The 23751-nt window shown below is 28.9% G+C and carries 17 protein-coding genes and 1 pseudogene; all 18 read right to left on the reverse strand.

Annotation, left to right across the window (positions count from 1 at the left end):
• Positions 1-220: 220 nt before the first annotated feature.
• The 18 genes and pseudogenes from IC214_RS05390 to IC214_RS05475 all read right to left on the reverse strand — a co-directional run bounded on the left by IC214_RS05390 (position 221) and on the right by IC214_RS05475 (position 23691).
• The gene (locus IC214_RS05390) at positions 221-2116 is read right to left on the reverse strand and encodes a fructose-specific PTS transporter subunit EIIC (protein WP_227824413.1); all 1896 of its coding nucleotides are present in this window, start codon (positions 2114-2116) and stop codon (positions 221-223) included.
• A 24-nt stretch (positions 2117-2140) separates the two neighbouring features.
• On the reverse strand, positions 2141-3031 hold the full coding sequence (locus IC214_RS05395) for a ketose-bisphosphate aldolase (RefSeq protein ID WP_227866349.1): 891 nt from the start codon (positions 3029-3031) through the stop codon (positions 2141-2143).
• A gap of 658 nt (positions 3032-3689) precedes the next feature.
• On the reverse strand, positions 3690-5384 hold the full coding sequence (locus tag IC214_RS05400) for an ABC transporter permease (RefSeq protein ID WP_227862898.1): 1695 nt from the start codon (positions 5382-5384) through the stop codon (positions 3690-3692).
• 1 nt (position 5385) lies between these two features.
• A complete protein-coding gene (locus IC214_RS05405; RefSeq protein WP_227862897.1) occupies positions 5386-6378 on the reverse strand; it encodes an ABC transporter ATP-binding protein in 993 nt (330 codons plus the stop codon).
• A 239-nt stretch (positions 6379-6617) separates the two neighbouring features.
• Positions 6618-7661: an extracellular solute-binding protein gene (locus IC214_RS05410; protein ID WP_227862896.1), complete on the reverse strand. Its 1044-nt coding sequence runs from the start codon at positions 7659-7661 to the stop codon at positions 6618-6620.
• 462 nt (positions 7662-8123) lie between these two features.
• Positions 8124-8336 (reverse strand): helix-turn-helix transcriptional regulator, encoded by a 213-nt coding sequence (locus tag IC214_RS05415; RefSeq protein WP_227862895.1) that lies wholly within the window; start codon positions 8334-8336, stop codon positions 8124-8126.
• On the reverse strand, positions 8337-8753 hold the full coding sequence (locus IC214_RS05420; protein ID WP_227862894.1) for a hypothetical protein: 417 nt from the start codon (positions 8751-8753) through the stop codon (positions 8337-8339).
• A 60-nt stretch (positions 8754-8813) separates the two neighbouring features.
• The gene (locus IC214_RS05425; protein WP_227862893.1) at positions 8814-9227 is read right to left on the reverse strand and encodes a hypothetical protein; all 414 of its coding nucleotides are present in this window, start codon (positions 9225-9227) and stop codon (positions 8814-8816) included.
• Positions 9228-9726: 499 nt separating this feature from the next.
• Complete coding sequence (locus tag IC214_RS05430) at positions 9727-10356, reverse strand: type 1 glutamine amidotransferase family protein (RefSeq protein WP_227862892.1); 630 nt, start codon at positions 10354-10356, stop codon at positions 9727-9729.
• A 77-nt stretch (positions 10357-10433) separates the two neighbouring features.
• Entirely contained in the window at positions 10434-11396 is a 963-nt protein-coding gene (locus IC214_RS05435; protein WP_227866350.1) for a helix-turn-helix transcriptional regulator, read from the reverse strand.
• A gap of 193 nt (positions 11397-11589) precedes the next feature.
• Positions 11590-12183: a hypothetical protein gene (locus tag IC214_RS05440; RefSeq protein ID WP_227866351.1), complete on the reverse strand. Its 594-nt coding sequence runs from the start codon at positions 12181-12183 to the stop codon at positions 11590-11592.
• 129 nt (positions 12184-12312) lie between these two features.
• Positions 12313-12738: a JAB domain-containing protein gene (locus tag IC214_RS05445; RefSeq protein ID WP_227866371.1), complete on the reverse strand. Its 426-nt coding sequence runs from the start codon at positions 12736-12738 to the stop codon at positions 12313-12315.
• Between the two features lie 267 nt (positions 12739-13005).
• Complete coding sequence (locus tag IC214_RS05450; protein ID WP_227866352.1) at positions 13006-13341, reverse strand: hypothetical protein; 336 nt, start codon at positions 13339-13341, stop codon at positions 13006-13008.
• Positions 13342-13880: 539 nt separating this feature from the next.
• Positions 13881-15998 (reverse strand): hypothetical protein, encoded by a 2118-nt coding sequence (locus IC214_RS05455; RefSeq protein ID WP_227866374.1) that lies wholly within the window; start codon positions 15996-15998, stop codon positions 13881-13883.
• Between the two features lie 63 nt (positions 15999-16061).
• Positions 16062-16691 (reverse strand): annotated as a pseudogene (locus IC214_RS21095) (DEAD/DEAH box helicase family protein); the annotation flags it as partial.
• Positions 16692-16693: 2 nt separating this feature from the next.
• Positions 16694-18793 carry a DNA methyltransferase gene (locus IC214_RS05465; RefSeq protein WP_227866353.1) on the reverse strand — a complete coding sequence of 700 codons (2100 nt, stop codon included), beginning with the start codon at positions 18791-18793 and terminating at the stop codon, positions 16694-16696.
• A 1068-nt stretch (positions 18794-19861) separates the two neighbouring features.
• Positions 19862-20584, reverse strand: a complete 723-nt coding sequence (locus IC214_RS05470) for a SprT family zinc-dependent metalloprotease (protein ID WP_227866354.1) — start codon at positions 20582-20584, stop codon at positions 19862-19864.
• Between the two features lie 8 nt (positions 20585-20592).
• The gene (locus IC214_RS05475; RefSeq protein ID WP_227866355.1) at positions 20593-23691 is read right to left on the reverse strand and encodes a type I restriction endonuclease subunit R; all 3099 of its coding nucleotides are present in this window, start codon (positions 23689-23691) and stop codon (positions 20593-20595) included.
• Positions 23692-23751: the final 60 nt, after the last annotated feature.

Below are 23751 nucleotides of genomic sequence, written 5' to 3' on the forward strand. Positions count from 1 at the left end.
ACTTATGCCCCCTACCCATTTTTTGATATTTCTATTAATTACTATTTTAGCATATTTAATAACTATGTAAAAATACTAAAATACTTCTGTATCATAAAAGAATTTATGATACACTTTACAAAATCGATATAATATAGGATATAATTTTAAAATAAAAAATAAGGATATTGAGAGGTTGCTAACTACTTCCAATATCCTTATTTTAACTCTTATTTATAATTTAAGCACCAAGTACTTCAACTTCACCACTTCCACTCTTTATAGTAGGCTTTGTTATTCCTATAATTAAAGTTGTTATTACTGTACCAGCTAATATACAAGCTATATACGCAACTGGTGCACTACATGCAAATGGTATTACAAATATTCCTCCATGTGGTGCCATCAAGGTTATATCTAAACTCATACATATTGCCCCACCTATACAAGAACCAATTATGTTTGCCGGAATCATTCTTAACGGATCTGCAGCTGCAAAGGGTATTGCTCCTTCCGTTATAAAAGATGCTCCCATTATAGCAGTTGGTAGTGCTGACTTTCTTTCTTCTTTAGTAAACTTATTTTTAAATATTAACATGGCTAATGCTATTGCTAATGGAGGTACCATTCCACCCACCATTAATGCTGCTGATGGTTCAAATACATTACTAGAAAACATAGCTAATCCAAATGCAGAAGCTGTTTTATTAATAGGTCCTCCCATATCTGATGCCATCATTCCTGCTAATATTGCACCTAGTAATACTTTATTAGTTCCAGACATACTTTGTAACCAGGACTGTAAAGCTTCATTTAACCATGATGCTGGTGTATTAACTACGAAGAACATTATAGCTCCACTTGTGAATGCAATCAGCAGTGGACATATCAGTACAGCATTTACCCCTTTTAATACATCTGGTAAGTTTTCTGTTATCTTCATTACTCCTAAAGCTATATATCCAGTTGCAAATCCTGCTACCATACCCCCTAGGAATCCTGAACCTCCAATAACTGCCATAAAACCAGCTATCATAGCAGGAGCAAAACCTTGTCTTCCTGCAATTGATTTAGCTATAAAACCAGCAAGTATTGGTATGAATAACTTAAATGCTGAATCGCCTCCAAGTTGCCCAAAGAATCCAGCTATAGGATTGTATGTTTCATGAGTTGGGTCTGATGCAAATATACCAAACATAAATGCTATAGCTATACCAATCCCACCTATTACTACAAATGGAATCATTTCAGATACACCATTCATTAAGTGCTTATAAATACCTTTTTTCTCTGACCCTTGAAGTATTTCTTTTGAATCTTCTAAAGTTTTTCCACCTGGCTTAATTTCTTTAGCCATTCCATTTTCAGCATTTATAATTAAATTTTTGGCTAATGAAACATTCTTAGCATCTGCTACTTTCTTTTGTAATACTTTCTTTCCTATAAATCTACTTGTTTGAACTTCTCTATCACAAGCTATTATTACGTATTCAGCTCTTTTTATATCTTCTTTAGTTAACTTATTTTCTACACCTATGGCTCCATGTGTTTCTATTTTAACTTCATACCCAAGTTCTTGACCTGCTTCTTCTAACGCTTTTTTTGCCATAAAAGTATGAGCTATACCTGTTGGACATCCTGTTATTCCAACTATAAGACCTTTATTTTGATTATTACTTGAATCTCCTGATTCTACAGCTTTATAATTAAATATATCTAATATTTCATATGGAGTTTCTGCACTTAGTAGGTTCTTAATAAGATTTTCATCCATTAAATATGTAGCTAGTTTAGATATAATCTTAAGATGCTCGTCTAAACCTGACTCTGGAACTGCTATCATAAAAAATGACCTAAGTTTTTGACCATCATTATCCGTGATATCCTTATCTGTTCTTAAATACATCATTACAGGTCGCTTTACTGTACTTGACTTAGCATGAGGGATAGCTATTAAATTTCCCATGTTAGTTGGTGATTCTTTTTCACGTTTATTAATATCAATTATAAACTTTTCTTTATCATTTATATAATTTCCATGATACAAATGATTTGCCATATAATCAATTACATCTTTTTTAGTTTGTAATTGTTTATCTAATACAATACAATCACTACGTAATATTTTATCTACCATAAATTCGCCCCTCCCTTTAATTTGTTATCCAATCACTGATTCTTCTTTTGGTGAAAAGCATTTTAATTTATCTATGTCATTGAATAAATTCATTTTAAACTCTATAACTTCCCTTGCAGCTTCTATACATTGTGAATATATAGCATCTGGTTCATATAAACTTGGATTTTGTTCTAATACTTCTCTGCACTTCTTATAATACGCTGATTTAACATCACTTGAAATATTTACTTTACAAACTCCTAGTTTAACTGCTTGTGCTATTTCTTCATCTGGATTTGACGATCCGCCATGAAGAACTAAAGGTATATCTACTACTTCTTTTATTTCTTTTAATAAATCTAATTTAAGCTCTGGTTTAAACCCTTTTGGATATATACCATGTGCTGTACCAATTGCAATGGCTAATGTGTCTACACCTGTTTTTTCAACAAAATCCCTAGCTAATTGTGGATTTGTATATATTATTTCATCAGAACCACCTTCTCCTGATGTTCCAGTTGTTCCTATTGTTCCAAGTTCTCCTTCTACAGATATATTTAATCCTTTTGCAATTTCTACTACTGCCCTAGATATTGCTACATTTTCTTCATATGATAAATGTGAGCCATCAATCATTACTGATGTAAATCCACATCTTATAGCTCTTAATATTTGACTTTTATTTGCTCCATGGTCTAAGTGTATTACCATAGGTACCTTACTCTTATGTGCTTCTTCTATACAACTAGCTACAAAGCTATCTTCTAGGAAACTTAACTCATTTGGGTGTATTGCAAGTATTACTGGTGCATTTTTTTCATTAGCACTCTGTACTACTGCTTTAAGTATTTGCCCACTCCCTATATTAAATGCTGGTACTGCAAATTGATTTTCTTGTGCCACTTGTAACATTTCCTTCATATTTATTAACATATTGTACCTCCTGATATTTTAATTTTGATTTATTTGTTATTGTTTATATTTAAATAATATCAGGGTAATAAAAGTCAGAAAATAACAATCGTTTTCCTTATTGAAAAGGAACTTTTATTATATATTCTTAGTTCCTTTTCAATAAGGAGCTTTTAGAAGTCTGTATCACAGTTAATTATATTTCTTAAACTTATTTATTATCAATACTCAATAAGCTCAAAAGCTGACTCTAATAATTGTGATTACTTTGTAAATCTTCATTTAAATTCTATCCTCTAGATATATCATCAATTTATCAAAAGATACAAACATATCAAATACCCTACTTTCATTTACTTGAAAATTAACATTCAATAATAGCATATCTTACATAGATGTTATATTTTACATACCTATAGCTATAAATTTTAAAACACTAGCACTATAGTTAATGCTATATTGATATCAAAAAATCAAAAAGATATTAGCCAGACAGCCAATATCTTTTTGTACATTTCAATGGTATAGATGATTTATAGGAATCATACTCACAATTATCTAATTTTTAGATGTCATAAGCTTGACATAACACACCAAAATTACACTTCTTGAGTTCATTTCTAAGAAATAAAGAAACTTGGTTTTCTAATCACTAATTTATAAATTAGTACCTACTATTTTATGTAAATCTTTTTCTATCTAATTTATAAATTATTCCTAATGCTATATAACATATCCCAATTACTAATACACCATAAGCCATAGATACTCCTATCTTAAATTCTTGCATATTAGTTACAATGGATATTGAAATAGGTCTATTGTAAACGCCATAAAGCAAGGCTGACATTGTATATTCTCCAATTGTACGAATAAATACTAATATAGCCCCTGAAATTATTCCTGGCATCATATTTGGGATTATTATATTATAAAAGGTTTGTATTCTTCCAGCACCTAAACTCCTTGATGATTCTTCTAGTCCTAAATTTATTGACTTCATAGCAACCTCATTGGATGAAAATAGTAATGGCAAGGCATAAATTGTATATGCTATAGGCAAAATATAAAAACCACCTATTAAGGATTCATTAAAAGCAAATATACTTTTTTGATTAAATGTATTAATTAGGTTAACTGCAATGGCACTTGCAGGCATACTCCAAGGTAACATTATAATAAATTTTGCTAGTCGATTATATGTATTATCCTTTTTAATTACTAAATATGATACTGGTACTGTAATTATTAATCCTAATGCTACTGCCATTAAAGACATTTTCAAACTGTTTAAAATAGGCTGTAATACACGTGATTTTTGGAAAATCATCTGATAGTTTTCCAGTGTAAAATCTCTAGGAAATATGGTCGTCATAATTGAATGTGTACTTACAAATGATAAGTATACAATAGTAATTATAGGGAGCATAATAATAATAATTTGTATTTCAATAATAATCTTACATACAAATGTAAATAAGTCTTTTTTTCTATTGTCAACTTTATAACTTTGAGATTTTAGGGATGATACTACTCCATATTTTTTGCCATAATACTGTAACAAAAGCATAAATGCAATCCCCATTAGTAACAAAGTAATCACTTGAACTGAAGCTATATCCATATGGTTATTAGCCTTAGACCTAACAATCTGAGTACTCAAAACTTTAAAACCACCACCTATAAGATTTGGTGCTGAGAAAGAACTAATCCCTGATGCAAAAGTTATAATAGTAGAAGTTATAACAGCTGGTGTAATAACAGGCCATATTACATCGAAAAATACTCTTAGCTTTGATGCTCCCATTCCTTTTGCAGCTTCAACTGTTGAGTAATCCACATATTTTAAGGCAACATATACATTTAAATAAAAATACACATACTGAGTATAGGCAACCACAAATAAAATTCCCTTTAATCCACTAAAATCATAGGGTTTGTTGATAAATGAGAGTAAAATTTCTATAGATTTTGTAACTATCCCACTTTCTCCATAAAGCTGAATACATGCAATTACCATAATTACTCCAGGAATCATCATTGGACTTAGTAAAAGAATATGTATGATTTTTTTGTGTTTATCACAAACAAATGTCATATACAAGGCAAGTGATATACCCATAATTCCACACACAACTACAGAACCCAATCCCAAAATTATAGTATTGCTTACTACCCTTAAATTATTAGTATTTGAAAAATATTCTTTGAATACTTCAAAAGAATATCCAGCTTCACCTTGAAATGCTTGTGCAAAGGTGTTAGCTATTGGAACGATAATATATCCAATCAGAATCCAAAATAATATACTGTATAAAATAATAGAAATAATATTTTTAGATGTGAATTTACTATGGTTTCTTTTTTTAATCATATTATTCACCTTGTAGCACACCTAAATATGCCCTATCCCCTACATTTAATTTATTACTATTATTCAGCCTATTAAGTTCAGTCACTTGATATTTTTTCCCATTATTTGATACTGTATATTCTAAAATTGGTCCTAAGAAACGCTTAGATTCTACTTTTACTTTTACAAACCCACTTTGGTTAGTATTTTGCAACAATACCATTTCTTCAGGTCTTTTATAAATATAAGGCTTTGTCTCTTTTTCAATATTAAAATTAACATAATCCTCTTTTTCAATACAGTTTGAAGTGCCTACAAAATTTGCCACAAAATCATTCAATGGTCTTTTGTAGACTTCCATTGGCATACCAATTTGAAGAACTTTACCCTTATCCATTACAGCTATTCTATCAGAAATAGCCAACGCCTCTTGTTGATCATGAGTAATAAATAAAGTAGTAATACCAATTTTTTGCTGTATCTCTCTTATTTCTTCTCTCATTTTAACTCTTAAAGCTACATCTAGATTAGACATTGGTTCATCTAATAAAAGCATAGTAGGCTCAGTAGCTAATGCTCTTGCTACTGCCACTCTTTGTTGCTGTCCACCAGATAATTCATCAATCTTTTTTTTCCTAAAATCTTTCATTCCTGCCAGTTCTAAATAAGTATCACATTTTTCTACTATAATTTTTTTAGATAATTTTTTTATTTTTAATCCATAAGATACATTTTCTTCTACAGTCATATTTGGAAACAATGCATAGTTTTGAAAAACAGTTCCCATATTTCTATTTTCTGGTTCTAGGTTGGTAATATTCTTATCACCAACATAAATACTCCCAGAAGAAGGTTTTATAAATCCACCAATTATTCTTAAAATGGTTGTTTTACCACATCCAGAAGGGCCTAATAAAGTAAAAAATTCGCCTTCTTTGATGGATATATTAATATCATGTAATACTTTTTCTTTTCCATAATAATGATTAATTTCCTTTAATTCTATATTCTCCATATCGACCCCACAAAATATCTAATATTTATAAATTTTTAAATATACACATGATGAATCACTTCACATCATCGGCTACTTCATTAATTACTCAAAAGCTATTTTATTTAATATCAGAGTATTAGCATCATTAGGTAGCGTGAATTACACAAAAACCATGATATACTATAGTTCCCTTATACGTAAAATAGCGAGGAAAGTCCTCACTATTTTTGTATATAATATTAAATTATCTAACTAGACTATTTTATAGTTTTATTATTATCTATTATATCTGTTTCCCACTTTTCAATCCAGTTAGATTGATTTTTTCCAATTACAGACCAATCTACATCCATAGCTTTATATTCTTTCGACATCCACTTTGGTGAATCTTTAAGTGCAGAATCTAATGTTGGTATACGGTTAAAATCATTTGCAACCATAGATTGGACTTTAGCACTTCCAACAAAATCTACAAATTTAGCTGCTGCATTTGGATGTGGTGCATTTTTTAAAGCTGCTACACAGTCTGTAATTACTACAGAACCACTCTCTGCATCCACAACTTCTAATGGCATATTATTTTTTTCTTTATTATCTATTATATCACTTAACACTGCAACAGATATAGCAGCTTCACCTTTACCTATTGCTGAATACATAACACTTCCACTATTGTAGTAGTTCTTTATATTTTTATTTAAATCTTCAAGATACTTCCAAGCTTCAGCTTCACTCTTAGTAGTTGAATAGTAATTGATTAAGTTACTAACAGTAGAACGCATAGATGATGATAATGAGTCTCTAGTAACTATTAAATCTTTATATTCTTCTTTTGTTAAATCGCTCCAATCTTTTGGTGCTTTATCGGCTGATAATAATTTTGTGTTATAAAACATCATTACTGGTGTTTTTATAGTTCCATACCAATATCCTTCTGAATCTTTATAAGACTTGTCCAATTCATTATTCCAACTTGGTTCAATCTTTTCATATAATCCTTCTTCTTTTAATTGCATATATGTAGACGTATCCCCACCAAACATTATGTCTGCTTGTGGATTATCTTTTTCACTTCTAACACGATCTGCTAGTTCACCCTTTAAGTTTATAAATTCAACATTAACTCCTGTGTCCTTTGTAAATTCTTCAGAAATCGCTCCTAGCATATCCTCACTATGAGTAGTATATACTACTAATGTATCCTCTAATTTATCACTTTTTGCTGCATCATCATTGCTACAAGCTACAAGTGATAATGACATCACTACAGTTGATAAAATAGCTGCTATTTTTCTCTTCATATTGACTCCTCCCCCCATATTCTCCATGTTCATTTTAAATGTTATTATTCTTATAGTCAACGATTCGACAATAATCTATATAATTGTATTTTTCTATAATTACTTATTTTGTTATTGTTTTTTTCTATATTCATGTTTATTTTTATACATATAATTTTTGTATTCACATTAATCCTTTTTTAATATTAGTATTTTATTTCTTCAAGACATATTTTAAGTATTAGTATTATATACATAAAAAATGACCTATAAATAGGTCATCTGAACTAATGATTCTATGGTATATGAGATACTTTCTTAAATCACTTATTATTATTATCATTTACAATACTCTTTTTATCTTAAAATAATTATAATCTAACTTTAATCACAAATTAGATTACATACAAATATTTTTAGCGAACTTAATAATTAAATAGCTATATTTCATTAACCATCTTATAAATAATTATAATCTATCCACTATTCTTCCTCAATAAATTCAAATAAATTTTCCACTGTAGTATCGAATACTTTAGCAATATCCATAGCTAACTTTAGAGAAGGATTATATTTTCCATTTTCTAAGTGTACAATAGTCTCACGTCTTACTCCAACCGATTTAGCAAGTTCATTTTGTGTCATAAGGAGTTTTTCCCTATATTCTTTAATTTTTGTCTTCATCAATATTGACACTTAGTTACATATCCCCCTTTTATCAAAGTACACATACAAAATTAATTTAGATAATGATTGTATAAATAATACTGCAATAAGAATTATGCCAGTGTCCTGGTTTGATATATTTATATTCCTTGTATAAGGAGTTGCAAAGAAAATAGCAATTATAACTATAGAATATATCATTATTTTTATTGCAATATGATTGACCTTTGATAGTATAAATTTAGATGATTCATCAACTAAATCATTATATTTTTTATTATAAATTAGATAACAACCAAAAACTATTAACCAGCTCAGCCCTGGAAGAGAAGCAGTACTTGGACCTTTAAAAATATACTTAGTCGCTAATACCGCTATAAAAAAATAAGTTATTACAAGTAATTCTAAGATAAGCTTTGATTTTACTCCAGTTTCTGATTTAGACATATAAAAACCCTCCTTAAAAGTTATATACTCTTTAGTTTTTGTTTTCATTAATATAATTACTTAATTATATATACCTCTTTTATCAAAATATATATACAGAATTAATTTAGATAACGATTGTATAAATAAAACTGCTAATAGAATTATACCTATATCCAAATTTGATATATCCAAAGCTCTTGTATGATTAGCTGAAAAGAGAACAGCTATTACAAACATAGAGTACAGCATTATTTTTGATGCAATTTGATCAACCTTTAATAACATAAGTTTTGATGCCTCATCAACTAAATCATTATATTTTTTATTATACATTGAGTCAAATACCCAAAAAACTAATAAGATTATAAAAGTAATCCAAATACCTTCGCCTTTAAAAATAAACTTTTCTAATAATAAGTCTATAAAGAAATAGGATAACATCAGGAATTCTGAAACAAGATTTGCTTTAACACCAAGCTCTGATCTAGACATATAAAATCACCCCTTAAAAGTTATATATTTATAACACTTCATGTTATAAATATATAACTTTTCCAAATAAATTACAAGAAAATATTGTAAATACTTAATAATATTTTTACAAGTATAGTTCATAAAAGATTTCATAATAGATATCTAATGCTTACAAATAATATTATAAAATTACTTTTTTATTCACTCCTATATAACCAGCTCTCTAAAAAATTCTTATACCATAAAAATTTATTCTTTAGTAAGCATTACAGTACAGTACTAGATTAGTTTATTATATCTATTTTCTCAATCATATCATTTAATAACTATTATCCTAATTAATATGAAATATTGAAATGTATAATTATACAACCTAAGTTCACTTCAATATCCTTCAAAAATACCTTTTCTTGCGACTGGAGTATGGTTTTGGATTTCATAATCAAAATTCTAAACCACTTATCTATTGCCATAGAGAAAGTGGTTTAGAATTTGAATTTAAAAATAAATCTTAAATTTATTTATTACAATTCATTAATTCGAAAAAATATTTAGAGTCATGTGTCTTATAAAGATTTAGCCAAGAAATTAATGCTTCTTCTTTAAAAACATCTAAAACTTTTAAAACTTGTATCGTAAATTCTAATGGTGCAATTCCAGAAGCAGTAATTAAATTTTCATCACTAACTGCAGATTCCATTTTATAATATTTTTCTCCAGAATAACTTGGTATCACCATTTTTAGAAATTCTAAATCATTACTTGTATGATTTTTAAAATCTAGTAAACCTGTTTTAGCTAACCCTAAAGTAGCACCACAAATAGCTGCAACTATAGACCCTTGTTCCAAAGCCTCCTTAGATTTTTCTAATATTTTCTCATGACCCATAGACATCCAAGTATTTCCCCCTGGCAAAATTAATAAATCATTACTTTCAATATTAAGCTCATCAATTGTAATCTCAGGTAAAACTTTTAATCCACCCATTGTTATAATAGGATTTTTATCAACTCCTACTGTAATTACTTTTAGTGGCTTTAATCCTTTTTTAAAATATCTTCCTGTGTTTAATTCAGCAGTTAAATATCCAACTTCCCAATCTGACATAGTATCGAATACATACATGTATACTTTTCTATTTTTCATCTTTTACTCCTTATCTTATCAATTAATATACCTACATTGTAAAATAACTTAACTGACAGACTCTGTCAGTTAAGTTATTAAATTTGATAGTGATTAATTAATTCAATTAAATCTTCAACCATTTTATCCCTAAGGCTTAATGGTTCAATTATTTGTATAGATTTTCTATAAGGTATAAGTATATTTGGTACATATGTAAATATTATCTCTTCTTGAAGTTTAAATATTGCTTTATTTGAAGTCCTTTCTTTCAAATAATATCCTAGAAGCCAATGCTGACATAAGTTGTCCAATGCATTTCTCTTTCCTTCTATAACTAATTGTATAGTATTATCTTCATCTTTTGTTTCGTCCATAATCCCCTTTATAAAGAATTCACTTGCTGAAAATTCCTTTGGTCTATTAAAAGTATTTGATGTTTCTATAACACTACTAATTCTATCTAACCTAAAGCTACGAATCTCATTTCTCATTTGGCAAAATGCTACTATGTACCAATTATTATTCCAACGAACAATTCCATATGGATTTATAATCCTACATTTTGATTTTTCTTCACGAGCTGTGCGATAATTAATTTCTACAGATAATTCATTTGCTATACTATTCTTCAACTTTTTAAGTACAGATTCTATGGATATTTTTCCAGTTGGTTTTATTACTTCAAAACCTATTAAATGTTTTGTTAAAATTTCTTCTTGTTTTTGATTTGAATACATTTTTAACTTTGAAGTTGCTTTATCTAATGTTTCATCTAAGAAACACCCTTCTTCTTTAGCAAATATAGCTGCATGAAGTAGAGCAGTTTGCTCTTCTGTATCGAAAAAAAGAGGTGCTTTGATGAAATTATTCAAAAGTGTATATCCACCATTATGACCTGTATCTGAAATTATAGGTATTCCACTAGCAGATAATGCATCAATGTGTCTGTAAACAGTTCTTATGTTTATTTCTAGTTTTTCAGATATTTGTTTCGCGGTAATTTTTTTATCTGAGTTTAGCATCCATAATATGGACATCATATTGTCAATTTTAGCCATATAGTTTTACCTCTTCATGTGTGTTTTATAAGTTAATTATATATGTTATTAGATTAATTTTCCAAAAAAGATATTAGCAATTTGCTAATATCTTTTTTGGATTTCAATAGTGGAAACGAGTGGGAGTCTATAAGTGGTTAGTTATATATCTATTTTCTTTATTAAACATATTTTATTTACTCCTATTTGTATCCTAATACTCTACAGTTGAATACTTATACTCTATTCCTTTACTAATTTTAAATGCGTACTCTGGATTAATATCTAACACTTCTTCTAAATCATCATTCTCAAGTATCTCATTCATTACCTCATGCTTATCAGTTTTATTTAACCAAAAGTCCATTATCATCTCCTTGTCAAACAATCTATCTATGATATGTTCATCATCTAGCATTGTTTCTAAAGCTTCTTTAGCATATTTTTTTAAGTATTTATCACTTCTGTATATTAAGTATTCTTCTATTTCTATGTATCCATTTATATCTAATATTTCATAATTAATAATCGCATTTTCTATACTCATATCTTTTATCTCTGAGTTGTACCAAATGAAAAATAGAATAACATCCACATCTATATCTCTAATTTTCATTGTACTTACTACTTCATCTAACTTACTAGGATTATTTAATAAGTATTTTCCTAATTCTTCATCATCTAGATGATTCATTATTGATTCTATTACTTCTTGTGTACTACTTTCTATTTCATTGTATTTTCTTATTAGTTGTTGAAGTTCTTTGAAAAACAATTTATTCAAAATCTCTGATTTTATTTTTATCATGCTATCCTCCACTACTCTTGTATTTTTTATCAGGGCTTCTAAGGCTTTATTTTATTAGCCCTGTTAGCCCTAGTTAATTACATAGGTACATAGAAAAAGTCTTAGCTTCTATCTCTAAGCTAAGACTTCCTATATCTTGTTATTTTCTTTAAAACTAAAGTATGTATCATTATCACCTACTATAATATGGTCTACTAATTCAATTCCTAATATTTCACCTGATTTTCTTAATCTCTCAGTTATTGATTCATCTTCTTTACTAATATTAATACTCCCAGATGGATGATTATGAAAGCATAATATTTTTGATGCATTAGTAAGAACCGCTGTCTTAAATACTTCTCTTGGATGTACTATAGCTGAATTTACAGTGCCAACACTTACTACTTCTATGCTTACAGGTTGATTCTTTGTATCTAAACAAGCCACTATAAACTTTTCTCTATCACTATCTATTAGAAAGTTTTTTGCTAATCTATATGCATCATAAGGATTACTTATTTTTCTAGTTTCATATAGTACTGAACTTTCTTTAACTATTTTAAGAGATACAATATTTACTCTCTTTGCTGATACTTCCTACTCCATTTTTATCTCTCCTTATATATCCATACCTTTATTTATTACAATCTATCCTATAACTCCATACTTTGAACAAGCTTTACTTACTGCTTCGCTTGGATCTATCCCCTCTGCTATAAGACTTAAAACAAATGCTATTATTAATGTCCACATATTCTAACCTCCTTTAAATTATCAATAGTTAATATATTTCTTAATGCTAAATAAAAATAAGCATCTATACTTTGCTAGTATAAATGCTTATTTTAGTAATTCATCAGTTGCTTTATTCTTAGTAATTACGGTAATAGAATAATCACTAGATAATAAGTATAATGTTGAACTATATTTATCAATACCATCTTCATGTATAACATCACTAAACTCTTCAATTAATCCCTTTAGTATGTTTACTTTTAGAGACTCTACTTCTTCAATCTCCTCAATTACACATACATATCCACCATCATCTGTTAATTTTCTATCCTTTCCGTAAGATTCATTCAATATCGTGATAATGTTATCTACACTATCAACAATTTCTTTAGGATATTCTGATAATAAGTTTAAATCTTCTTTCTTACATAAGTTAATCATATTAACTTCCTCCTTTTAATTTTTTATACTAAAAAAGAGATGTTAATATTTTTATCAACATCTCTTTTTTAGTTTTTATGTTCCTATTCTAGTAGGCTATCTATTTAATATAGATCAAATATATAATATATAGTTGTAAAACAATTTGATACGACTTTCTAGCCTACCATCTATTTGTAAAATATCTTTCTTTATAGCTTCTAACATATTATCTATTTTATCTACATCAAAATTTGATTTCTTATATAATCTATTTTGTTCCTATTTTCAAATATGTTATTTGTTAACACTATAATTAGGTCTATTAATGTATTTTCATAATTTTTTAATTCTTCAAATCTATATGGTGTAATTAATATATTACTTATATACTAATAAGATATTAAATTTATTCTGCAGTTTAAACCTTGCAGATATTTATTCTGTTTACCGACCGTTTTAAGCACATTTAAGTATTTAATTATTCATCTTTTTTAATTAAAAAAGATGGCTGCATACGCCTCCAATTTTAAAATTAGTTATGCTACAGCCTCACTAAATTAATCCTCATCTACAATCTTATACTGTTTACTTAATGGTCCATTAAACAATTCTTTTGCATGACTACCAGTAAACTTATCAATTGCCTCTTGTACCTCTGATTTCATTAAGTCTAGATAACGAATCTCATCATTTTTTTCATCTGTAACAGCAAGTACTCTTGCAAACATTGTTGGATGATCTTTCAGATATGAAACATATCCTTTCAATCGACCAACACTATCACCCAACCAGCCTCCATGTGGATCAACAATTGAAGGAATAATTTTTCCGCCTACATTCTGAAAAAATATAAAATCGGGATAACAATTATCGAGCTGCTTTCCTTCGCTATTCATCCATTTTGGAATAGATAGTGATGCGCGAAGATTCTTTGGTTGATTTCTATACCAAGCAACATTCAATGCATGACTCATTTCTGTTCTGAGAATTTTCTGTTCTAATTCATTTAACTTATGATATGACCATCCATCATCATCACTGATGATATGTTTTTCATATCTATCATAATCTTTATTCTGATGTGTATTAGTAGATTTTATGTTCAAATAATCTTCAACATAAGGTTTTGTATTACCTTCAATTCTATCCCATTTTTCTCTATTCTTTTCAGATACAGAAGCTCTAAATGGTCCATATATGTCAAGTAGTTCTTCTGTTTTGCTTTCAGCCCAAACTTCCATAGCCTGAACAATTTCAATACAATATCCAACTGCACACATCATACGAATAGCATCTTCTTCTGTATCAAGTTCATCTTTCATTCTTTTATTAATGCAGTATTTAATTTTATCAGATGCACCTGAGAAAACTCTCACTGTATTCTTATAGTAAGCGAGTAATCTATCTGCATCATTTTCAGCCAATTCAACGCGATCTTCAAATTCTTCACCAGTTAATGGGTCAACTCTTTTAATAGACATCTGTGTACTACGAATTTCACCAAGTGAACGCTTGTATTGTGCTGGATTCCTCTTAATTTCAGCCTCAATATTACGATAGAAATCTTCCTGAATATCAGCATCAAGATTTCCATTTGGATTAAGATCCGCTTCAATTATATCGACACAATCCCACAAATCTAAAAAATGATTTGGCTTATCATGACGTACTTGCCTTGTAATAATACTCTCAAAACATGTACGTATAGCTTCGCTATCGACCTTAGGAATACGTTCAAGTATCTCATTAAGTTTCTGCATAAATTCTTGAGCCTCGTCTGAATTAACTGAAAAATCATCATCCATATTTACATAAAATTCATCCTCTAAATTAGATATATCTAACATACCAGAACTAACTATATTTGAAATTTCCGTTGCATTAGATACATGTTGCACAATTGTATCCTCATTGCATAAAGATATATCATTCTGTCCACTTTCTTTTTTCTGTTTATTCTCCAATTTTTCCTCTAACATCTTCTTTGTTTTACCAAAAAATGCAACATCAACAGAGTTAACTGTGATATTAGAAGTCTGGTCTATATTATCTTCTTTCAACTTTTTAACAACACTTTCAACCGTTGATGCATCATACTGTGGAAGGTAGCAAGAAACAGTATTTAACTCCTCTATATCACGAATTCTCCGAGCCAACGGTGTACGAACCATACGACCAATTAATTGAGCAATATATGTTGGATCACTACGTTTACGTCTAGAATAAATTACTTCAGCACGTGGACAATCCCAACCAGTTGAAACTGCATCCTTAGCAAATAGAACTTTAATTTCATTATGTTCTGCAACATCCTCAGGTTTTACATAAGGAATTTTCCCTGCATTAGTTATAATATCTTCATGTCCACCAAATACATTAGCAAAGCATGTTGAACTATCAAGCCAAGGTAAAGTTTTGCAAATCTGGCTACATAATGCAGCCAATGTTTCTTTACTAACCTTGTCTTCAACCTGTACAACCATAAGTGGCACAATAATTGGATATATATGATTCTCTTCACAATACTTTTTCCAAAGACTTGATGATTCAGCTAACTTCTCGCAAGCATATTTCAAATCCTGATGTTTTGTATCAACTGCTTTTTGGGGTGTTCTTAACTCAATAGAATCTTTAACCAACCCAGAAGTTCTTACCTGTGATACTGGAACTTTCACTTCAGCTTTAATATCACGTTCTTTTCTACCATTCATTGCTTTGTTGAAATTTTCAGGAGTAGCAGAAATACCAATCACTACAGGTACGGGTGGATTATTTCCTTCCTGACCATCAATCAATTTAGCATAAATAGTCTTACTAGTATTTTCAGATGTAGCCTTGCTATCACCTTTACTACCAAGACCCCTATGTGCTTCATCAATAAATAAATAAAAACGAATATTATCGTCTTCAATTGTATTTGTAAGAACATCATAAAAAGTACGCCCAACTTCTGATGGATTTGATAACTTTTTTCCTTCACCAAGAAGCTGTCTATTTAAAAAATAGATATGTCCCTGCTGTAATTTCAGATGATTCTTTGCAAAATCTGGACCAATAACTTCCATAGTTTTTGCATCTGACAGTAAATCTGTCGCGTCAGCAAACTTCTTTAATGTCTGCTCATTCAAGGACGGACTGTCAGACAACCATAAAATAGTCGCACTACTATCTCCACTATAGATATCATTTCCATAAAACAATGCCTCTGCTACAGCTGCAGCAATAACTGTTTTACCAGAACCTGTAGGTGCAATTAACGGAACTGCAGATAATGAACCATCTGATTCATAGCTTCTCTGCATTGATTCTAATCTCTTTAAAAGAGTATTTACTGCAGTTTTTTGAAAATCAAATAACTCATATTTCATATTTAGTCAATACCCCCTTCTCCATAAATTTCAAATGTTCTAAGGTATGTTTCATACAATCTATGTACTTCTACTCCTGGTAGCCTTTTACACATATTAGAATACCTTCTTTGATCATCTGTTACAACAAATACGGTCTTAATTGATGGTGTATTTTTAATCTTCTCACAAAATTTTGACGCTTGATTGTAATCAAATAATACACCATAATAATCTGTTGTTAAATAACTCTTTCCTATTTTTCTAATAATTGGTCCACGACAACCTGCTTGCATCCAAAGAATAGGAGCAATTGCATCAAATGCATTATCCAGTCGAATAGGCCATGCTGACTCGTATGTTAACTCACAAAATATGGCATTCTCTTTAAATCCATCAGACATAGGAAATTCTTCCGTAAATTTATAGTCACCTTTAACTGGTTCATTAAGAGTATTGATACCTGTAATTGCTGACTTAATACGAGGCCACGTGAAATAATTCGCAATTCCATATTCCATCCACTCAGCATCATAAGGTTGTAAACCTTTTTGTATAAATGTTCTTTCTTCATCTGCCCCAATTTCATTATTTGTAATAGAAATTGAACGTCTATTTCCTCCATCAAGATGATTTAGAAGCATTACTGCATTTGCTGTAGTACCTGAACCCGCAAAAAAATCTACAATAAGTGCATCTGGTTTATTTGTAACAAATAAACGAATAACATCCTCTACAGCATATACTGACTTAGGAAATGGAAATATTCTATCTGGCATAAAACACGAATTAACATTTGTTCCATATATCTTTGCATCATATGCAACATTATCCCACTGAGTTGTTGGCAATGATTTCTTTCCAGTAGAATAAAAAGCATTTACGCTACCATCTTTTGCATAACCCGTAACAGTTGCTTCTCCTTTTTCAATATCCTCAATGGTTCCTGTTGTCAAATATGATATTACATATTTTTGAGGTTTGTCTTTAAAATATTTACCAACTCTGACAAATCCCTTCTCTAGACGAGCTTTTAATGCACCACCAGTTAGCCCCCAGTTCATTTCTATACCATTATCACGAATTGGAAAAACAGGAATTGTACCTTCAATCATTGGAATTGAATCTAAACTATCACTTGGCATTAACGGCTCTCCTATATGAACAATCTTCCCTTCTTTAGAATCAATATAAATAGGATAAAATTGTGCAGTTCCACCTTTTTTTGTACCTCGTTTAGATGCTAAATCGCTCCTACGTAATGGTTGCCAATGCACTTCAGAATCTTTTGAAACAGATTTAACATCATTTAATTTCTCAATCGAACAATTTCCAAAACGGACACAATAAATAAATTCATTTGTTCGAGAAAATTCATCCGCACGAGCAGTACCTTTTCTACTGATAATACTACTTATCATCTGAATTTTAGCTTCTGGAAAAATTTGCTCCAACAATAATCCTAATCTAGCATACTCCTTTTCATCTATTGTAACAATTAGAACGGAATTATTAGGATTTAATAATTGAGCTGCTAATTTTAAACGTCTTTCCATAAATGTTAACCATTTGCTGTGTCTATATTTATCATTTTCATCAACATAATCATTATTATATTTCCAATCAGTAGCACCTGAATTATATGGTGGGTCAATATATATGCAATCAACCTTACCAGCATATGCATAAGTCAAAGCTTCCAATGCATGATAGTTCTCAGAATTAATTACCATATGATATGGATCTTCAGGTTTCCCATTCTCTACACGGTCAACCTCTTTTAAACCTGGATAAATAACATCTCTATATCCAACGATTGGAACAATATCTTCCACTGGTACTTCATAAAATTCGTCACTATTCTGAATAATTGCAACTCCATCTTTAATTTCTTTAACAGTCCATACCACTTTGTTTACATCTGTTTCTTCATGTCCGCGTTTGGATAAAATATTAACATTATCACCAACTCCAGGCAATTTTTTATATAATCTTACTGCATCTGGTAAGTTATTCTCATATACAAGACCATAAGAATGCGTCTTCACATATTTCTGAATCTCCCTTGCTAATGCAGGATTTAATTTTGCAACTTCTTCAATCACAGCATGAATATTAGCCATATTTTAATTCCTCCTTAAAATTATATCATGAATTAATTAAATCCCTTTAGATTTCAAAAACTCATCTAGTATATTTCTCAACATACTTTTCATTCTAACATCATTAAATACACAATAAGTTTTTAATCTTTTTTTCATATCCTTTATGATATAGATCTGAACAGGCGTCATCAGTTCTACAGTTTTATTTATAGGTACATATACTCATTCAATAATAATAATTTTCACTACAATCTTTTGCCTATTCAAGTCTCCATTTATCCATCTACTGTACATTTAATCTTATGTACTTTGAATCTATATTTCGCCATATTCTGTTCTTCTTTTCAGTCTACTTCAAAATCGTATTCATTTACTTTCAAAATTTATGTTTTCATTATATCATTAATAGATATAGCGTCAATAATAAAATCTACCTTGACTACCATAGTAAATTTTAAGATATAAGTTTTTATACAACGCATAAATAAGATTATAAACAAACTGTACAATTTTATCAGATTAATTATCATATTCCTTGTATAACAGAAAAATTTATTTCTCAAATATTATTTTCTATAATTTTTTTATATACACAAATAATATCTAGTTATTTTACTAAATATATTATATATTATTTTGTATTAAAAGTAATCTTGCTTAATTCAAATATCTTCATTTTATTACCTCATATAATAAAAAAAATATTGATTTTTCAATCAATATCTTTTTAGTGGATTTCAATGGTGGAGACGAGGGGAGTCTATAAGTGGTTATTTGATTGTTTTGTTGTTTTTCGTAAGTGTAGGCATATAGCTATTTAGTTATGATGTTAGAGCAATTTTTTGGTTATTTTTTATTGTTTATTTTTGTAGTTGGGGTATTATTGGGGTACAATTTTTTATTTAGTATTTAAATATTAGTATAAAAATAGGTTTTATAACTAATTGTTATAAAACCCATTATTTATGATACCTTCAGCTTTGACTCTTATTATTGTATAGTATTTTAGAATATTTAAAATCTCTTTATCATTTGTCAAATAAATTTTGAGCTTTTATTATTTTATCAGCCATATTTTTACTCCTTTTATAATACCATTGCAATTTCTTCATCTAATATTTTTTTTCTTTCTTCCCAGTCAGGCATAAATATATAAAGAAAGTCATAAAACTCTTTATTATGTTCATTGTGAATCATATGAATTAACTCATGTAAGATAACATATTTTATGCAGTACTTTGGGGCTTTGATTAAATCTCGATTTAATATTATTGTATTTTTACTAGCAATACATGATCCCCATCTTGTTTTCATTTTTCTTATATTAATTTTTATATGAGGAACATCATATTTACTTAACTGTGGGTAAGTTTCATTATACAAATCATTAAATATAGTTTTACATTTATAATCGTACCAATTATTTAATAACTCTTCTTTTCTCTTGTAATTACCCTTATCTTTCACATTTAAATAAATATAACCTCTAAAATATTTTACAACTTCTTCTTCACTTTCTACTACTTTAAGTCTGTACTGTTTTCCTAAATATTTTAAAGTCTCTCCACTAACTAATTCTTTCTTATGTTCTTTTTCCGGTTCATGATTTTTGTAATATTTTAAATTTTTTTCAATCCAGTCAGCTTTCTTAGAAACAAACTCTTTTATATATTCTAGTGGAACTTCTTGATTAGCAGATACAACTACATCCCCACTAATTTTAATATTTAAGTTAATATTTTTAATATGTTTTCTCTCAAGCTTAAATTTAATTATACTTTCACCATAGATTATCTCATATGTGTTCATTTTGTCTCCTAATATCTCTTTAACGCTATATTTTTTACTTTTTCTATTATTTTATCTATATCGTCAAAAGTAAGTTCTATTCCTGTTTTGTCTGTATAATCAAATATAATATCATCTATTTCTTGAGCTATCTGATTGTGTACATCAGTATTATTATGCCAATCAACTTTACACTTTTCCCTAATTACATTATCAATTTGTAAAGCTAACTTTGCCAAATCGTCCATTTCACCATATTCACTATCGCTATCACAGACTACTTCACTTACTACACCATAGAAAGCCTGTGCATTCTCATTATACTTAATAGGGTCTGGATACTCTGTTTCATCTTTCTTTTCTCTATATTTATTCTTTAGATCTTCCATTTTATTTAGATAATCAACTTCAGATATTCTTTTATTTTTATAATCTTCTAATACTTTTTCTATTCTCTCTGAGAACTTTTTATAGTAAGTAGGATTTTCATCCCATTTTTCGCTTATACTTTTTCCTAGTCTTGTTCTAATCGTATCTGCTTTTGATCTAGGATTTTTGGCATTCTTTACTTCTTCTTCAAAAGCTTTTTCATCAAGTATATCTACTGGATTAGTTATATACATCATACCTTCAGCTGCAATGTAATTATCTATTAGTTTTTGCATTCTAGCTTCATATTCTTTATTGTCTATACTATCTGAATATCTTCTTTTTACAGACTGTCTTAATTTCTGACAGAACTTGAAATATGATTTATGTTTTTCTATCTCTTCTTTTCCTAATTCATTATAAATTTTTTCAGATTCTAGGGTTATTGATAAATTCCTTCCATAGTTGCTTACTAACTCATAAAAATCTGTTCTTAATTTATTATCAGCTAGGTAAACTTCATATTCTTCTTCATCATCTTTATTTTTTACACTATTAAAGAAACTAATAAGTTCACTGTAATATTGCCTTAAAGAACCTATTATTACACTTACATTACAAATAGCACCTTTTAGATCTTTTCCTTCAAAGTTCTCAAGCCCAGATCCACTATATTGGCTCATAGCTTCATCAAGCTTTTTTATTAACCCTCTATAATCCACAATATAACCATAGTCTTTACCTTCATATAGACGATTAACTCTTGCAATAGCTTGAAGTAATGTATGTTCCTTCATTTCTTTATCTATATATAAAACAGTTGCTCTTGGTGCATCAAATCCTGTAAGAAGTTTTTCTACTACTATTAATAAATCTATTTCACCATGAATGAAGTTATCTTTTATCGTATCTTCATATGATGTAGAATTACTGTATTTCTTCATCATTTCATTCCAAAACTCAATAATCATATCCTTAGATACTTTATCTACTTCTTCATTTCCTTCCCTCATATCAGGAGGTGAAATTACAACTGCCACATTCATATCATTCAGCTCTTCAAAAGCTCTTAAATATTTTATAGCTTCTGATTTACTACTAGTTGCTAACATAGCTGTAAATGGTGAGTTACTACTTTTATAGTTATTCACAAAATGTTCATTTATATCAAAAGATATTAGCCTTATTCTTTGTTCACTAGATGCTACTCTCTCAAAACAACTCCATTTTTTCATTACTTCTTCTTTTTGAGCTTTATTAAGATTTCTTGTAATTATATCAAGTTGTAAATCAATAGCTCTCCTATTAACGCTTTGTTCTACCATTCTTCCCTCATATAAAAGTGGCAGTATAGCTTTGTCTTCTACTCCATCAGCTATAGTATATTTGTGTATTAGTTTACTCCCAAACTTTTTAACTGTACTTTTTTGCTTTTTCATTAGAGGTGTACCTGTAAATCCTATATAACATGCATTAGGAAATACATTTTTCATCTTTGTATTTAATTCTTTATACTGACTTCTATGAGACTCGTCTACTAACACAAATATATCTCTATTCTCCAACTTTGTTTCTTTATTTGCTGCTGTATCAAATTTATGAACTAAAGTAGTTATGATATCAGCCTCATCATCATTAATTAGTTTTATTAAATGATTACCAGTTGCTGCCTTTATTGCTCTTAATCTTGTATGGTTAAATGTTCTATTAATCTGTGTATCTAAATCAACTCTATCTGTAACAACTATGACTTTAGGGTTTAGAGTTGCAAGTTCAGATAAAATATATTTTGCTACCATTACCATTGTTAAAGATTTTCCAGAGCCTTGGGTATGCCATATAACCCCAGATTGTCTATTTCCATTTTCATCATTTTCTTCTATAGTCTTCATTATTTCTTTTATTGCAAAATATTGTTGATATCTACATATTTTCTTTATATCTTTATCAAATAATATAAAGTATTTGATAAATTCAATAATTCTTGATGGATGAAGTAACGAGATTATATTTTTATCTTGGTTAGTAGGTATTCTTCCATTTACTACTTTGGCTAGTTCAGACCCTAGCCATTTATTATTTTCCTCTTTCCATACACTCCAAAACTTCTTAGGAGTACTGCATGTAGCATACTTGGTTTCATTCTTATTAGTCGCCATTACAATTTGTATAAATTTAAATAACTGAGGAATATAGTCTTTTGATTGATTTCTAATCATTTGACTTATACCTTGGTCTATAGATAATGAGCTTTTTTTACATTCTATAACACCAAAAGGAATTCCATTTATAAATAATACTAAGTCAGGTCTAGCTGTATTTTTTCCATCTTCACTTTCAACTGAAAATTCTTCTACAATATAAAAGTCATTGTTACTTATATATTCCCAGTCTATAAACTTAATTGTAAAACTTCTTTTAGTTCCATCTTCTAAAGTTTCAGTGTAACTTCTTCCTAAAAGTAATGTGTTAAATATTTTTTCATTTGTTTTAACTAGCCCATCAGTTAATAATTCGTCTAAATCATTCATCGCCGTATTTATATTTTTTTCATTAAATTTATACTCTTTACCCTTATATGTGTAAGAGTTTAATTCTTCTAATTTAGATTTTATTATTGGTTTTAGTAATACATTATATAGATTCCCTCTCATTATTTCAGCGTCTTGTGTATCTATATATGTGTATCCCAAATTTTTCAATACTTCTATAGCAGGTTTTTGGCTTATGTTTATTTCATCTAATTTTTTATTATCCATATCGTCCCCCCTATCTTCTATATTAAGAAACAGCTAATTTATAATATTAACTGTTTCTTT

This window comes from Clostridioides sp. ES-S-0190-01 (assembly GCF_020658275.1).
In the GTDB taxonomy this organism is placed as follows: domain Bacteria; phylum Bacillota; class Clostridia; order Peptostreptococcales; family Peptostreptococcaceae; genus Clostridioides.

What these genes read in the sequence shown, in the direction of transcription:
- IC214_RS05425 (WP_227862893.1), bottom strand. Translation starts at nt 9,227, where the DNA reads ATGTCTAGATCAGAGCTTGGTGTTAAAGCAAATCTTGTTTCAGAATTC.
- IC214_RS05475 (WP_227866355.1), bottom strand. Translation starts at nt 23,691, where the DNA reads ATGGATAATAAAAAATTAGATGAAATAAACATAAGCCAAAAACCTGCT.
- IC214_RS05430 (WP_227862892.1), bottom strand. Translation starts at nt 10,356, where the DNA reads ATGAAAAATAGAAAAGTATACATGTATGTATTCGATACTATGTCAGAT.
- IC214_RS05390 (WP_227824413.1), bottom strand. Translation starts at nt 2,116, where the DNA reads ATGGTAGATAAAATATTACGTAGTGATTGTATTGTATTAGATAAACAA.
- IC214_RS05435 (WP_227866350.1), bottom strand. Translation starts at nt 11,396, where the DNA reads ATGGCTAAAATTGACAATATGATGTCCATATTATGGATGCTAAACTCA.
- IC214_RS05440 (WP_227866351.1), bottom strand. Translation starts at nt 12,183, where the DNA reads ATGATAAAAATAAAATCAGAGATTTTGAATAAATTGTTTTTCAAAGAA.
- IC214_RS05420 (WP_227862894.1), bottom strand. Translation starts at nt 8,753, where the DNA reads ATGTCTAAATCAGAAACTGGAGTAAAATCAAAGCTTATCTTAGAATTA.
- IC214_RS05410 (WP_227862896.1), bottom strand. Translation starts at nt 7,661, where the DNA reads ATGAAGAGAAAAATAGCAGCTATTTTATCAACTGTAGTGATGTCATTA.
- IC214_RS05450 (WP_227866352.1), bottom strand. Translation starts at nt 13,341, where the DNA reads ATGATTAACTTATGTAAGAAAGAAGATTTAAACTTATTATCAGAATAT.
- IC214_RS05400 (WP_227862898.1), bottom strand. Translation starts at nt 5,384, where the DNA reads ATGATTAAAAAAAGAAACCATAGTAAATTCACATCTAAAAATATTATT.
- IC214_RS05405 (WP_227862897.1), bottom strand. Translation starts at nt 6,378, where the DNA reads ATGGAGAATATAGAATTAAAGGAAATTAATCATTATTATGGAAAAGAA.
- IC214_RS05470 (WP_227866354.1), bottom strand. Translation starts at nt 20,584, where the DNA reads ATGAACACATATGAGATAATCTATGGTGAAAGTATAATTAAATTTAAG.
- IC214_RS05465 (WP_227866353.1), bottom strand. Translation starts at nt 18,793, where the DNA reads ATGGCTAATATTCATGCTGTGATTGAAGAAGTTGCAAAATTAAATCCT.
- IC214_RS05395 (WP_227866349.1), bottom strand. Translation starts at nt 3,031, where the DNA reads ATGTTAATAAATATGAAGGAAATGTTACAAGTGGCACAAGAAAATCAA.